At 31.2% G+C, this 15,526-nt stretch carries 14 protein-coding genes, 1 tRNA gene and 1 riboswitch; of the genes, 6 read left to right on the top strand and 9 right to left on the bottom strand.

Annotated features, from left to right (window positions below; all coding sequences use genetic code 11):
- The first annotated feature begins 191 nt into the window (after positions 1–191).
- Positions 192–268, top strand: a tRNA-Arg gene (locus C5Q98_RS05110).
- Positions 269–327: 59 nt separating this feature from the next.
- On the opposite strand, the gene C5Q98_RS05115 is transcribed toward C5Q98_RS05110, so the two are convergent.
- From C5Q98_RS05115 to metK, 9 genes are all read right to left on the bottom strand, one after another.
- The gene (locus C5Q98_RS05115) at positions 328–1,404 is read right to left on the bottom strand and encodes a hypothetical protein (protein ID WP_106012582.1); all 1,077 of its coding nucleotides are present in this window, start codon (positions 1,402–1,404) and stop codon (positions 328–330) included.
- Positions 1,405–1,460: 56 nt separating this feature from the next.
- On the bottom strand, positions 1,461–3,029 hold the full coding sequence (locus tag C5Q98_RS05120) for a hypothetical protein (protein ID WP_106012583.1): 1,569 nt from the start codon (positions 3,027–3,029) through the stop codon (positions 1,461–1,463).
- A gap of 93 nt (positions 3,030–3,122) precedes the next feature.
- A complete protein-coding gene (locus C5Q98_RS05125; RefSeq protein WP_106012584.1) occupies positions 3,123–3,731 on the bottom strand; it encodes a sigma-70 family RNA polymerase sigma factor in 609 nt (202 codons plus the stop codon).
- 75 nt (positions 3,732–3,806) lie between these two features.
- Positions 3,807–4,712 carry a 23S rRNA (guanosine(2251)-2'-O)-methyltransferase RlmB gene (gene rlmB / locus C5Q98_RS05130; RefSeq protein ID WP_106012585.1) on the bottom strand — a complete coding sequence of 302 codons (906 nt, stop codon included), beginning with the start codon at positions 4,710–4,712 and terminating at the stop codon, positions 3,807–3,809.
- Positions 4,699–5,106: a Mini-ribonuclease 3 gene (locus C5Q98_RS05135; RefSeq protein WP_106012586.1), complete on the bottom strand. Its 408-nt coding sequence runs from the start codon at positions 5,104–5,106 to the stop codon at positions 4,699–4,701. The genes rlmB and C5Q98_RS05135 overlap by 14 nt, the downstream gene beginning before the upstream one ends.
- Positions 5,106–6,521 carry a cysteine--tRNA ligase gene (gene cysS, locus C5Q98_RS05140; protein ID WP_106012587.1) on the bottom strand — a complete coding sequence of 472 codons (1,416 nt, stop codon included), beginning with the start codon at positions 6,519–6,521 and terminating at the stop codon, positions 5,106–5,108. The genes C5Q98_RS05135 and cysS overlap by 1 nt, the downstream gene beginning before the upstream one ends.
- Positions 6,522–6,748: 227 nt before the next feature.
- Positions 6,749–7,807, bottom strand: a complete 1,059-nt coding sequence (locus C5Q98_RS05145) for an aldose epimerase family protein (protein ID WP_106012588.1) — start codon at positions 7,805–7,807, stop codon at positions 6,749–6,751.
- Positions 7,808–7,832: 25 nt separating this feature from the next.
- Positions 7,833–8,666, bottom strand: a complete 834-nt coding sequence (locus C5Q98_RS05150; protein WP_106012589.1) for a ComF family protein — start codon at positions 8,664–8,666, stop codon at positions 7,833–7,835.
- A gap of 35 nt (positions 8,667–8,701) precedes the next feature.
- On the bottom strand, positions 8,702–9,868 hold the full coding sequence (gene metK, locus C5Q98_RS05155) for a methionine adenosyltransferase (protein WP_106012590.1): 1,167 nt from the start codon (positions 9,866–9,868) through the stop codon (positions 8,702–8,704).
- 98 nt (positions 9,869–9,966) lie between these two features.
- Positions 9,967–10,074, bottom strand: a riboswitch (SAM riboswitch).
- A 154-nt stretch (positions 10,075–10,228) separates the two neighbouring features.
- Here metK and C5Q98_RS05160 point away from each other — a divergent pair.
- The 5 genes from C5Q98_RS05160 (at position 10,229) to C5Q98_RS05180 (ending at position 15,516) form a co-directional block, all read left to right on the top strand.
- On the top strand, positions 10,229–11,116 hold the full coding sequence (locus C5Q98_RS05160) for a hypothetical protein (protein WP_106012591.1): 888 nt from the start codon (positions 10,229–10,231) through the stop codon (positions 11,114–11,116).
- Between the two features lie 21 nt (positions 11,117–11,137).
- Positions 11,138–12,349 carry a TadA family conjugal transfer-associated ATPase gene (locus tag C5Q98_RS05165; protein ID WP_106012592.1) on the top strand — a complete coding sequence of 404 codons (1,212 nt, stop codon included), beginning with the start codon at positions 11,138–11,140 and terminating at the stop codon, positions 12,347–12,349.
- Positions 12,350–12,795: 446 nt separating this feature from the next.
- Positions 12,796–13,944, top strand: coding sequence for a hypothetical protein (locus tag C5Q98_RS05170; protein WP_158695716.1), 1,149 nt, complete (start codon positions 12,796–12,798; stop codon positions 13,942–13,944).
- Positions 13,945–14,022: 78 nt separating this feature from the next.
- Positions 14,023–14,214, top strand: a complete 192-nt coding sequence (locus C5Q98_RS05175; protein WP_106012594.1) for a Flp1 family type IVb pilin — start codon at positions 14,023–14,025, stop codon at positions 14,212–14,214.
- 18 nt (positions 14,215–14,232) lie between these two features.
- Positions 14,233–15,516, top strand: coding sequence for a hypothetical protein (locus C5Q98_RS05180; protein WP_106012595.1), 1,284 nt, complete (start codon positions 14,233–14,235; stop codon positions 15,514–15,516).
- Positions 15,517–15,526: the final 10 nt, after the last annotated feature.

Consider the following 15,526-nt stretch of genomic DNA (forward strand, 5'->3'; position numbering starts at 1 on the left):
AACCTACCATATATACTAAAAATATTAACGCCAGTTTTCAATACATTTTGAAAGCTGGCTAATTTCTTATTATCTAAACATAAGACATTGTATGCACTAAAAGATTATTTAAATTAGTGCTATTTTTAAGCAAATCAACTTGACAAGTATTTTTACTACACGTATAATGCCTCATGCTAATTAAATTTTATGCACTCGTAGCTCAGCTGGATAGAGCGTCTGACTACGGATCAGAAGGCCATGGGTTCAAATCCTGTCGGGTGCACCACAATAGCCTGTAACATCTATGGTTGCAGGCTTTTTATTTTTTCTGGGCTTATTTTAGGCTTAATTTTCACTGAAAACAATACTATCTTTTGATATTTCTAAAGTACAATTCTTGATATAAATACGAATCTCATTTTCATCTTGTACATAAATGTGAGCAAACGAGTCTTTTGGACTCTGCTCATTTACTATCTTTATACTATCGGAACTCTCTATGATTCTGAGGTCTTTAGATTCTATTCTTCTTGAGTATATTTCTATATTTTTACTTTCACCTGAAAATAATGACTCAATAAAACCTTCTGGATAAAAATTACTTCCATAGAATGAAATGATACTGTTCTTAATTGTTAATGCACAGTAATAATAATCCTGAACAAAAAGTTTTGAAGTCATATGATTGTATTCTAATCTTCCAACTAACAAGTTTCGTATATCAAGGTTCAGGTCTTGTAATAAGATAGCTTTATTACCACTCTCACTAGTTAGTATCTGCATATCTTTGCCTAGTTCAATTTTATTATTCTTGAAAAATGTATCATCAGTTAATTCTATATCAGTTTCTTCTACAGCATTTGCAAAATCACGCCTTAAATGAGGGACGATAAAATCAGCTTTTAATTTGTCATCTTCAATAATATATGAACTTATTTCTTTATTGATAATAAAGTCTCTCGAACCAGTCTTATCAATAATTAGAACTTCTCCCACTTCTTCACCACATAGAACAGATAAAGAAGAATTTGAATATAAATTTCCAATTGCTATCGGTAAATCAATTTTAAATGAACGAAATCCTCTAACAATACGTTTATCAAGCTTAACTGTATTATAAAACTTGTAACGTTTTCTTTTTTCATCCTTCTCATAAGATATATGTTCAATTGGAGCAGCTTTATGAAGTTTAAAGAATAGTTCTTTATTTTCATAAGAGAAATCTAGACTACAAATATTTGTAATAATCAACTTACCGTCATCTATTCTAATCTTAGAGTATATATATGATGTACCTTTTTCCTTAATTACTAGCTCATTGCCACTAATATAGGTATGAACAAGATTCAAAAAATTTTGGTCTTGTTCATTTTCGTTTTTGGAAATATTTATCCTGTAATCGTAAAAGGATACCGTTTTCATTAGTTCCTAAAACACACTCCTCAAAAGTAAATATTCATGAACGATTTTCTCTAGACTTAGTCCACCGTACTAGTCTCTTTAGTCTTTGTAATTTCTTTTAGATCAATTGGATTTTCCGTGACACTATTGGCCAAATCTATCATGTCACTATATTCTTTGCTTCTAACTCTTATTCCATCTAAATTTAAGAGATCAGAAGATAGCAATTTAACAACATTATCATTTGCGTCTACATATGAAAAGTCTAAAGTATCAATATATAAATACACATTAAATAAATCTTTTACTGCTTGTTTAGCAAAATATTTACCACCCAAGTTAAACTCTTCAGAATCAGTTTCAAAACCAATAACTTTAAACTTTGATGCTTCAGATAAATCTTCTTTAACACTTCCCTCTAGGATAATTTTCAAATCTTTAAATTCTACTGAATAGTATGATGTTTTCTCCTGATTAAAATTTCCTATAGTTTGTATGGACTGATTTTTTGGCTCTCCAAATTTTTTTACTAAATCCGAAAAAGTATATTCCTCGCCAATTGCTAAATAACTCTCATTTCCCTTGAGTAAAATAGCGTCTACTTTCCAGCTATTACTTGGAACAGCATCTTTAACGACTATTTTATCTTTATCTCTAACAATCCTGACTATATGACGGTTATAGCGATTTTCATTTTTTTCTGTATTTTCGAAATTATTTTCTGAATTCTCAGTACCATTCACATCATTATCAATATTTTCCGTAACAACATTGGCAGATTCTAAATTTGAACTTAATGTAACTTCTCTATTCAAGTCCACTTTATTAGGATCTACACTTAAAGAAAAGGTAATTGCATCCATCCTTATATCCACTATAGTACTGTTATTAATAATATTGGTGAGAACTTTATTTTTGTAAAAATCTAATAACTCATTAGTTTTCTTGATTTTGACTTCATCATTAAGGTCGTATGAGTAGGTCAATCTATATAAGTTCTCAAAATTCGAATCCTTAATAGTACTAAAATAAAGCACAGCAAAATTCCTCAGTTCAAGGCTTCCTATAACCCATTGTTTAGGTAAAGAGATTTTCCCATCTTTTTTCTGACTCAATAAAATAGGAATTTTACCATTTTCGTTATTCTTTTTAAATTCTAAGTAGTGAAAACTAGCGGAGTCAATTAACTCTTTATAAACTTCATTATGTTGCAACATTGAGTCTTTGATTGTTTTACGTTCTGAATATTGCATAGTTGAGTAGGATAAAACTTTACCACCAACTATCTCATTCAGCATAGAAACATAACTTCTATATTCTTCTAAGGACAAACCATTAAGCTGTTCCTTTGTGAATTGCTTATATATGTCATCAGCATTTTCAGGATTATTTATGCTCTGAGAAAGCATTTGTAAAATATCATTTGTACTTGATGCTACTGCGTGTTGCAGTTCCGGATCTTGGGTTGGAGCTTCACTTGTACTTTCAGTAGTGCTTACATTTGTTAAATTTTCAAAAGAATTAACTGTAACATCACTTTTTGCATTATCTTCAAGATATCTAAAAAACACGACAGCAGAAACCGTTAACACTATTACAGCTATAATAACTATAATTATGTAAGATTCTCCTGAGAGTTTTTTCATTTAATCCTCCAACGTAAACTTAGTAAACTTAGTAAACTTAGTAAATTTAGTATACATAGTAAACTTAATATACTTTCTAGGCTTAGTTTTCCCCTAATCTTCAAATATTTTTTTCAACTTCTGCTTTATCCTTTGTAAAGCATTATCTACAACTTTTTCTTTAACATCAAGTTCTTTGGCAATATCATTATAACTTAATTTAAACAATCTTAAATTTAAAACTTGCCATTCCAAATCAGAAAAATTCGCTTTAAAGCTCTCATTGCTCAGTAGGTCTTGCAACTCTTCTTCATGAATACCGAAATCTTCAGCTTGCTCATCTTCAATAAAAAACTTCATATTTTCTATAGAAACTGCATCACTCAGAACTCTATTATTTTTAGCCTCAGATTTTCTAATTGAATCTATCATATGATTTTGTGTTGTCGTCTTCACAAAAGCTGCGAAACTTGTTTGTTTTTCAGCATCAAAGGCTTGAATTGATTTAAACAAAGCTATCATTGCTTCTTGAATAACATCATCTCTATCTTGCCCACGGATAAAATACCTATTAGCCAAACTTAAAATCAAGGGTTTATACCTTTCCAGTAATATTTCCAAATATTTATCTTCACCCAGTTTTGCTAATTCTATAAGCTCTTCATCGTTTTTATTTGATAAATTATTAAAATCTGAATTATTTCCTTTTTCTCCAGATATCATCAATTACCTCATTTAATATTTCAAAAATGCCTTGTCAATAATAATGTTTTGCCTAACAATAATGTTTTGTCTAATTTAATAGTTTCTACTTTTATAGACCGCATACATAGATATAGCCGCAGCGTTTGAAGCATTCAATGAATTGATTTGACCTATCATAGGAATTTCCAAAATAAAATCACAACTCTTTCTTACCTTAGGTCTAATACCTTTACCTTCATTTCCAACAACAAGAGCAATCGGTCCACTTAATTTATCTGATGCGAATATATCCTCACCATCCATATCAAGCCCTGCAACCCAAATACCTTGATCTTTAAGTTCTGAAATGCATTGATTCATATTTGAAACTCGAGCAACTTTAACATGCTCTATCGCACCTACTGAAGTCTTAGCTGCTGTTGCATCTAAAGTTACTGAACGTCTTTCAGGAATAATAATTCCATGTACTCCTGCTGCATCTGCTGTCCTCAAAATAGCACCCAGGTTTTGTGAATCTTGAACTTCGTCTAGAATTATAATAAAGGCATCTTCGCCACGTTCTTTAGCTAACTCCAAAATATCTTGAACTTCTGCGTATTCATGAGCAGCCACTTGAGCGATAATACCTTGATGAGAGCCTGTTTTCGACATCCTATCCAATGTTTTTCTATCTACAGGATAAAGAACAGTCTGACTTTGCTTTAGCCTATTAATTATACTTGCTAATCTATCGTCCATTGATTTATTATCAGACTTTAAGTACCAAACCTTGTTAAACTCTCTGCCACTATCTAGGGCTTCAACAACAGAATTTCTTCCTTCCAATCTAGATTCATCTTGAATGTCAATATCTTTAAAATTATTTTTTCTACTATCTTTTTCTCGATTAGAATAGGAGCTATTATGCTTCTTATTTCTGTTAGCAATATATTTATTATTGTCTGAATCTCTTCGATTAGATCTTCTACCTGATTCCTGCCTATTATTATTCTCTCTCATTTAATTCATCCTTTATAAAAATCATATCCATTAGCTCTTCTAATCTAGAAAAATTTTGATGCAAATATACATATCCTATTAGAGTTTCCAATCCCGAAGCTAAACGATAGTCCTCAATACTTGCATTCTTAGCTTTTGTTCCAGGATTAGCATTACGTCCTCGCTTCAAAATAATATTTTCTTCTTCGGTAAGATATTCCGTAATAGCTTTTGCTGCTTCAGCCTGGTAATTAGCATTAACGTATTTAATTACGATTCCATGTAGTTTAGAAGGTTTTACTTTGTACTTCAATAAACAACGTTGTCTCATATACAACTCATATACAGAGTCTCCAACATACGCTAAATCCTGGATTGGTAATTCTTTTATGCTTTGAGCATCAGGAAAATCCATTAAGCATCCACCTCTACCTTTGTTCCCTGCGCTGTATCTGTAAGTTTATAACCGCTACTGACTATTTCATCTCTTAATTCATCAGCTAATTGGTAGTTCTTTTCAGCTTTAGCTTGAGTTCTTTTTTCAACTAGTTCTAATATCTCTTCCGGAATATCATTCTCTTCATCAAAGCTCAATCCTATTACATTTGTCAATTCTTCTAAGCAGGAGAAAATTAACGCTAGACCTTCACTAGACTTAGGATTTTCAAGAACAATGTTTATTTCTTTAACCAGCTCGAAAATTGCACCTAAAGCATCTGCTGTGTTAAGGTCATCATCCATTGCCCTCTCAAAATGTTCTTTTGTTTCTTGATAAAGCTTTTGCAAGTGATTAAATTCTTCTAAACTCTCAGAATTCTCTTCAGTTACCTTAAAGTTATCTAAAGTATATTTCAGGTTCTTATAGCAGTTCTTAATTCTTTCATAAGCTGATTTAGAAGACTGAATCATGTCTATAGAATAATTAATAGGTGAGCGATAATGTGAGTTTAATAAGAACAACCTTATTGGCATGTACCCATACTCATTTGCAATTTCTCTAATTAGGAAAAAGTTATTTTGAGATTTACTCATTTTTTCATTATCTACAGTGATAAATCCATTATGCATCCAATAACGAGCAAATTCTTTTCCACTTGCAGCTTCACTCTGTGCTATCTCATTTTCATGATGTGGAAAAATCAAGTCTTTACCACCACAATGGATATCAAAAGTTTCTCCTAAATACTTTTGACTCATTGCAGAACACTCCAAATGCCAGCCTGGGCGTCCATCTCCCCATGGAGACTCCCAGCTTGGCTCACCTGGTTTATTAAATTTCCAAAGCACAAAGTCACTAGAAGATTTTTTCCCAGATTCAACATTTTCTTCCTTACGAACATTCTCCCAAAGATCTTCTTTATTAAAACCTGAAAGTTTCAAATAGGCAGGAAATTTATCAACTGCAAAGTAAACACCATCATTAGCAACATAAGCTATATCTTTCTCCACTAATTTTCCAATTAGCTCTAGCATTTCTGGAATATTATCAGTTGCTCGAGGATGAACATCTGCTCTCTGAACATTTAAACCATCAGCATCTTTGAAATATTCTTGTATATAAAAATCACTCAATTCTCTAATGCTTTTATTTTCTGCATTAGCTCTGTTTATTACTTTGTCATCGATATCTGTAAAATTTTGAACGAACTTAACTTTATAGCCTTTATATTTTAAATATCTTCTCAATGTATCGAAGTTTACTAGGGGTCTGGCGTTACCTAAATGGAAATAATTATAGACTGTTGGTCCACATGCATAAATTCTAAACAAGTTCTCTTCTAAAGGAACTAGTTCCATCTTTTTTCTTGCCATTGTATTATATATAATCACTTTTCAACCTCCAGAATAAAAATCGCATAATAAAACCTAGCAATGCTACTCTTTTGACACCTTACTTTAAGTAAGGTGGGTGTCCTGCGTAGGTCTTCTGCCATCCCATCGTGCGGGCTCGGCATTATTCCTATCTAACCCGAACTCCCTAATTATGTCATGAAGGTCCAAAACAAGTAACATTTACTAGGCACTATTATTATAACACGCAAATCAAATTTTTGAACCTACTCTTCTTCGAAATCTTCCTTCCAATCAGTATAAACATATACTGTAGAGCTCTTGTACTCATCTCCTGCTTTTAGTAATGGTGCTGGGAAATGAGCTCTATTTACAAAATCAGGGAAAAACTGAGTTTCCAAACAGATACCTGCGAACTCACCTAACTTTCTACCTGAATCACATTCATAATCATCTAGTAAGTTTGCAGTATACACTTGAATCCCTGGACAATCTGTAAAGCAGACTAACTGTTTACCAGTTTCTTTATCAACTAGTCTAGCTGCATAGCTTAGCTCATTTCTTTCCTCTTTGTTCAGAACGAAATTATGATCAATACCCTTAGTAGCTGGGAACATTTCTTTTCCATGCTCTACATAATCTTTAAGAGATTTCAATTTTCTAAAGTCTAATTGTGTTCCTTCAACTTTAGCAATTTCACCTGTAGGAATTAGTTCATCATCTATTGGTGTGTAGAAATCTGCATTAAGTTCAAAGAATAAACCTTTAATAGTTTCAGCATCACTGATATTAAAGTAACTATGATTAGTTAAGTTTACATATGTATCTTCAGAGCTTGTAGCTTCATAATCAATATATAATTTTCTATCATTTGAGAAACTATAGCGTACTTTAATTCTCAAATCTCCAGGATAGTTATCTTCGTTAACTCTTATTGAGAAAACTACTTCATGATCACTAACTTCATCAATATCCCAAAGTCTATAGTCTAAGGCTAAATCACCGGAGTGAACAACGTTGTTACCCTCATTTTTTTCTATAACATATAAGTTGGATTGGAATCTGAATTCTGCATTTTTGATTCTATTTGCTATTGGTCCAACAGTAGCACCTAAGCTTCCTCCGCCATTTTCGTAATCTTTAACAGAATTTCTTTCTAAAACTATATTTCTCTCAGTACCATTTTCATTAAACTTCAAAGCTACTATCCTAGCTCCATATGGTATAAGCTCTAGTTTATCACCTAAATCATTTTCTAAAACAATAAGATCTACTTTCTCTCCATCCTTAGTTTTTCCAAACTCTAGTTTTTTATACTCTTTCATGAAATCTACTCCTTATTTATTTTAGTCAAATGTAGTTCTCTTTCTGATTACCTGTTATTGCTAATATAAAAACCTCCGCACCATTTTGCGCAAGTACACTAGCTGCTTCCCACAGAGTTTTACCACTACTAACTACATCATCAATTAGTAAAATCTTCTTCCCTATTATAACAGCTGTATCATTGAAGGTAAAAGCATTTTCTACATTCTTTAATCTCTCCATTTTGCTCTTCATTTCAGATTGTCTTTTTGTATTTTTTATTCTGACTAAACAATTGATGACTTCTTTGCCTGTTAACTTTGCTAACTCTTTCGCAATTAATTCAACCTGATTATATCCTCTTTCATAAAATCGTTTTTTATGTAAAGGTAATGGTACAATGTAATCAAAATTCAAAACCTCTTTAAACTCTCTTGATGAGCATCTTCTGGCTCTTTCTAAAACCAAATAAATCAAATCAGCAAGAACTGGAACAAATTCAAGCCCTTCATGAAATTTCAAGTTTCTAATCATATTTTTTAAATACTCATCGTAATATGTACAAATAAAAACATAAAAATTATTCGTATAATTTTGATAATAAGAATTAAATTGTTCGCTTACATTTATGCTTTTAAAATTAAATCTAGCTTCCGCAGGATCTTCCATAAAAAATAAATTGGAATTGACATCTCTTAAACTTACTTTACCAAGGCACTTATCACAAATATTTCTTGGAAACTTATTTGCACTTATATTTTTCAAGCAAAGAGCACAAGCAGTAGGTAGAAACTCTTTTAACGATTTTCGTAGGCCTTTATAAATTCTACTAACAATCTTTTTATTTCTTCCTGAAACTCTTTCTAAGCTTCTACTCAAACTGCTCTACTCTCCTTTATTTACAGTTATTTACCTTATTGTGCTAGTGACCTTTTTATATCATCAACTTTATCTAATTTTTCCCAAGGCAAATCAATATCTGTCCTACCAAAATGTCCGTAAGTTGAAGTTTGTCTAAAGATTGGATTCCTTAAACCCAGAGTGTTAATTATTCCATCTGGAGTTAAGTCAAAATTCTCTTTTATTATTTCTATTATTCTTTCATCTTCAACTTTTCCACTTCCATTAGTATTTATAAAAATTGATACAGGTTCAGCTCTTCCTATTGCATATGCGATTTCAATGGAAATTTCATCTGCTACATCTGCTGCTACTAGGTTCTTTGCAATATATCGTGCCATATAACTAGCAGATCTATCTACTTTAGTACTATCCTTACCACTGAAAGCACCTCCACCATGAGCTACCCAACCACCATATGTATCTACAATAATTTTTCTACCAGTTAATCCAACGTCAGCTTGAGGTCCACCTATAACAAATCTTCCACTAGGATTAATATGGATTTTTGTTTCTGCTGTTATTAATTCTTCAGGAATAACTGCCTCAATTACAAAAGCAAGAATATCTTTTTTCAATTGCTCTCTACTAACTTCTTCGTCATGTTGAGTTGAAATTACTATTGTGTCAATATACTTTGCTTTTCCTGCTTCATATTTAACACTAACTTGGGTCTTTCCGTCTGGCCTTAAATACAACAATTTCCCACTTTTTCTCACATTGCTTAATTGTCTAGATAATTTATGTGATAATACGATTGGCAAAGGCATAAACTCTGGAGTTTCTTTACTTGCGTAACCAAACATCATACCTTGATCCCCTGCACCTAGGCTACCTGCATTATCCTCCGCACTATCAACACTATTAGCTATGTCTGGCGACTGTGTATCCACACTTGTTATAATTCCTACAGTTCTATAATCTAAACCTAATTCAGAAGAGTCATATCCCACTTCCTTGATAACATCTCTTGCAACCTCAGCGTAATCTACTTTATGAGTAGAACTTACTTCGCCAGCAATATGTATGAGTCCAGTAGTTAATAGCGTTTCACATGCTACTCTAGCCTTTGGATCATGACGTAAGAATTCGTCTAGTATCGCATCAGAAATTTGATCAGCTAGCTTATCTGGATGTCCTTCTGTTACTGATTCCGATGTAAAAACATAATTTTTTAACATAACTTATTTCTCCTTTTCCTTTTTCACTATCTTTATATTTATTTTTTGGCAAATAAAAAACCTTACCCAGAATGGATAAGGTCGCAAAATCAATATCTACCTTATCTTCTGAGCTACTCTATACTCAGCGGAATTAGCACCACTACTTTCTCAAGCTGGTTGCTGGGCTTCATCGGGCCGTTTCCCTCCACCTCTCTGGATAAGTTATTTGCTATTCTAGCACTATATAAAAATTCGTCAATACCTTTTAGTCTTTTATGTTTTTATAGAATCATTTTTCACATATTTTTACATTTTGTAGTTATTTTTACCCACTTCAACTCTCCTGTTTTCCATAAGCTTTTACACAAGGAGGTTATCATGAAAATTAAAATAAGAATTATTGACCAAGACCTTAGTTACGGAGAAAGTTTAGCTACCAAGTTACGTGAGTATTTTCAGACTATTGAAGTAATTGCTATTACAATTCCTCTTTATATCGAAGAAAGCGATGAGCTAGAAACTATAGATTTATTTTCAGAAGATCAATATCCAAGCTATAAGCCAGAAAACTATTATATTTCGATTAAATCAGAGAATCCTTTTAGATCTGAATTGGATAATAATAGTCCTACAAGTAGCTTAAGTAGATTTTCACCAATTAAAATGTTTATTAAGGTCATAGAAGCAAAAATACTAGAAATATCCCCAAACTATTTTGTTTCTAACCTGATATCAACTTTCTTAATTGAAGAAAATTCCAGCATATTATTGCAAAATATCGCTAAAGAAATATCAAACGTTTCTAAAAACAAGCATAAATTCATTCTCAATTTAGGTCCTGACAATTTATTCTCTAAGAATAAAGAAAGTATGTCTTTAAGTATAAGTAAGATGCTATTAAAAATCTCATTAAGAAATTTCGATGTTAATGAGCTGGGACAATATATTGAAATATCACCATTGTCACCTAATCTTATGCGTTTTACATTAACGGAAAACCATGACGATTGGATCTTCGCTTCCGATAGCCTTGTCCGAGAAACAATAGAATTAATTAGATCTTGGCTTGATACTAATTACAAAGATAATTGGGAATTGTACCTAATCTCAATTAACATGCCACACAAGATTAATCTGCTTCTAAGTAGTTTCAGTCAAAATCTTAGAATCTATCTTGCTGATTTTCAGGAGGCAGATGATAAATACGTCTCCGAATTAGTTGCCAACTTACCCAAAAACTCCACCTATGAAATAAAAACTAAATAAGAAGATTGAGGTATTTATTAAATGTTAAGGTTTTCAAATAAAGAAAATTACAAGCACAAGAGCTTAAATAAAACCAATGAAAACTCCGAAAATATATTTAAGCAAAACTATGACTACAATAAAATTTATCAAGAGATATCAAGTAAAGTTTATTCAGATGCTATTAACTCACCGAATCTTAATGACCAAAAATTAAATGAATTAATAATTTGGAACATTAACAGATACTCGGTTAAATCCAGACTAGCAATAAATGATATTGAAAAATTGCGCAAAGATATATTCAATAAGCTTCGTCGTTTAGATATTCTTCAGCCTTTATTAGATGATCCCAACATCACAGAAATTATGGTTAATGGGCCGGATAAAATATTCTATGAGAAGTCAGGTAAGTTATTCTCAAGTAATTTATCCTTCAACAGCTTAGAAGAGCTAGAAAGTATTATTATTTCATTTTTCTCAAAACATAATATCCATTTATCCTTCTCTAAGCCTACAGCGAATTTACGCTTGCCTGATGGTTCCAGAGCTCATGCGGCCATACGGCCAGTTGCTCCAGAGGGGCCTATTCTAACCATACGAAAGTTTACTGGCATAAAACCTCAGATGTCAGATTTAATTGCCGAAGATTTTTTGAATCAAGACATAGCAAATTTTCTTGAGGAAGCAATATTAAATAAGAAGAGCATTATGATTGGCGGAGGAACAGGCTCAGGTAAAACTACTCTTTTAAACACCCTATCAAAATTTATTCCAAGCAACGAAAGAATTGTCACTATAGAAGATTCTCCAGAACTAAAGCTGCAGGATAAAGAAAACTGGGTAAAGCTAATTACACATGAAGATTATTTATATCCTGAGAACAGTGTAAATTTAGATGATTTAATAAAAGAGTCTTTAAGAATGCGACCGGACAGAATTGTTATTGGAGAAGTAAGAGGAGCCGATGCTTATTCTATGTTAAAAGCCACACAAACTGGACACCCTGGAACTATGTGTACCATCCATGCTAATAACTGCATGGGCATGGTCTATAGACTGGCAGATCTAATTTTGGATGCTAGTTCTCTTCCATACGAAAGCATTTTAAGACATATTTATTCCGCTTTCGATTTTCTTATTCATATTCAAAGAAATTCAGCCGGCAAAAGATACATTTCTGAAATCTCCGAACTTCAGCTAGATACTAATGGTTATTTAAAAATAAATGAAATTTTTAAAAGAGGTAAATGATGGCAAAAACAAAATTTATATCAAAAAACAGATTTAAAAGCACTTCTAAATTCTCGTATGAATTATTAGGTAAAAAACTAAAAAAACTAGTTATTAATTTTCTAGTCTTCTTACCTTGTTTCATTATGTTTTTCTTTATTTCCAAATTATTCTTCTCGAATAGGAGCATCTCTATCTATGTTTCTGTAATTACTGCTCTTTGTTTTTACAGGATTTTTTTCAGATTGCTCAAGTATTATAGAAATCAGAATAATATAAAGAATTACACTCTCTTTTTACAAGCACTCAACAATAATCTAATTCTAAATAGAAGTTTTAGTTTATCTATACTTCTCGCTTGTGAAGATCTAATCAAATTAACAAAAGATAAAAAACTTTACATTAATCTAAATAAAGTTCAACAAAGTATTAAACTTTCTACACCTATCTCCGAGATAATAAATTTATTGAAGGAAACCTTTCCATGTATTCAAGCTAATACTAGTTTAAGTCTTATGTCTGCTCCTCAAGTAATAGGAAATAACATTCATATCCTTACCAAAACTACATTAGAGTCTCTGCAAATTGATGAGAAATTCAAGAAAGACGTAAATACAGAACAAGTGAAAAGCTTTGTTGAGAACATTACTGTTTGCTCCATGCCATTAGTAATTCTTTTATTCTTAAGATTAACTGCAATGGATTTTGTAAACTTAGCTTACATTAGCTTTTTGGGACAAATAATACTTGGATTATCTTATTTCTTATTTATTTTGGGACTAACATCTATTTTTCTTGTTTACATACCTAGAAATGAAGATGCAAAAAATCAACTAGCAAAGCTTTTTAATGCAAGATCTAATCTTAAGCCTGGAAGTTTAAAATCTTTATTACATAGCAATGCATTATTCCTTCTTAAAAGGACATCATTCCCTTTTCATGCAAATAATATTATTCAATATTCATATTTATTAGGAAGGCAAGAAAACTTAAAACGTGAGGATTTGTTTTATATGCTTATACTTGCAAGAATCAAAGCTTTATTACTTGCACTAAACATAGCGTTGCTAGGTATAACTTTTAGCTTGCCTACTATATTAATCTTTCTATTATTTGTTGCTATAGTTTCCTACCCTGACTTAAAGTTATTAGATAGGATTAACTATTACAAAAAAGAAATTAAGCTTAATATGCAAAGCTTCATTACAGCCCTATTATCCGCCCTAAGAGTCGGATACACTATTGAAACTGCATTAGTATTTTGTGAGAAATATGGTAACTTAAATAAAGTATTAACAAGGGAAATTGCCACAATTAATAATAAGATTAATAATTCAAGCACAGCAGAACTTGCATTACTAGAATTTACTAACATCTTAAATGATAGAGAAATTGAAAGTTTTTTCTACCAAATCCAAAACCACAATCAAGTTAATAATAACGACTCGATTAGACAATTAGAACTTCAATTTGAAAAAATCAAAGAAAAACTTTTTAACGATAGAAAAAAAATTGTAGCGTTAAAAGGTAATAACTATTTGTTACCTTTAATACTAAATCTAATAAGCATTTTTCTCATTTGTTTAGCTCCTGTTTTACCAAGTCTACAAATATAACCTTTTGTGATATCTTGTCTATTTTCTATTGGGATTTTTCAGATATTCTAGAGATACAAAAAATAGGAGGACATTACTATGATCAGTAAATACAAATATTATTCAAGTATATTTAGAAGTGAAAAGGGGTCTGTAGTTTTAGAAGTGGTAATTGTTATAGCAATTGTTTTAGCTTTAGCATTAATATTTAATGAGCAAATTACTAATTTTGCAACTGGACTATTCAACAGAATTTTTGACATTTCTAAATTAGACAATGTATTACCGTAAAATTTGAAGGTTTAGCTAATGAAAAAGAAACTATATACATTAGATACAAACCAAGATAAGTTGATATATGCGCCAGAAAATAAACATTCTTTGCAAATCTATGCTATTGAATGGCTTGCTTCCTGGCGTAATGATTACTTTCTTAAATGGGAACAGTTCACCTCTGGAAATAAGACGAGTTTATACTCTGATATCAGTACTTTTATTCCTTTTGAAGAGTTTCTAGCTTATGCGAGTAAAAAAGATCTGTATTACTGCATATCTTACATTTGTGAAGTTATAAAAATTATAGATAATTCAATACTTGAGCTGAGTAAAATAATGTTTGATATTAAATATATGTTTGTTCAAAACCATGAACAAGCTAAGACAAGTTATAAAAAGACAAGTTATAGAAAGCTCAACACTACTAGAAATTATTCAATCAAGCTACTATATCTTCCTGATAAAAACTTTATCTACCTAGGCCAAGATAAAAGTCTAAAAAATCTATTGATAACACTTGCTAATTTAATTATAAAAAAAGATTTTAGGAAAAGTTCTAAAGAAAAACAACAAAAATTACTTTTAGCAATAGAAGAAAATGACTTAGAAAAAGTATATTGCCTTTGCCAAAACGAAACTCAATCCAATAAGAACAAAAGTGCTAAAAGAAAAACAAATATTACTAATATCATTAAATCATTAGAAAAAGTAGATTTACCCATAATTCTTTTAGTGATTACTATTGGATTAATTTGCAATATTTTCATCATCAATAAACAAGTTGGGTATATCAGTATGTCAACTTTAAGTTTAATAATTGGACTTATAATAATGAATCTAATCTTGGAATTAGTTCTACTTTTCTCGCCTGCCTCACCATTCAAAATTGTAGATTACTCAATTTTTAAAACAAGAAAAAAGCATAAGAGTTCAATCAATGCTAACGAAGATAATAGAGACACAGAGGGAGATTATAACGGTTTAAAATTACATCCTTTATCACAATATAGGATTGGACACTTAATTCTAGTAGATGGAGCTACACAAGTTACCGGGAAAAAATCTTGGAACATTGCTAGTTCAGAGTTTTTAATCGGTACTAATGAGAAAGCGGACCTAAATCTTCCAATTAACTCTGAGGAAGCAATATTAATTAGGATTGTACAAAGATCCGGAACATTTTTTCTTGAATCTCTAAGTAAAAACATCAATGTACGTGTTGAAGGCCGAAACATTAGTAGATATCAAGAATATGAAATTTCAAATTCCATTAACTTTAGTATTGATCGATTCCATTTCAGTTTAGAAATAAAATAACTTTGAGAAT

It is taken from the genome of Fastidiosipila sanguinis (genome assembly GCF_002998295.1).
Lineage (GTDB): Bacteria > Bacillota > Clostridia > Saccharofermentanales > Fastidiosipilaceae > Fastidiosipila > Fastidiosipila sanguinis.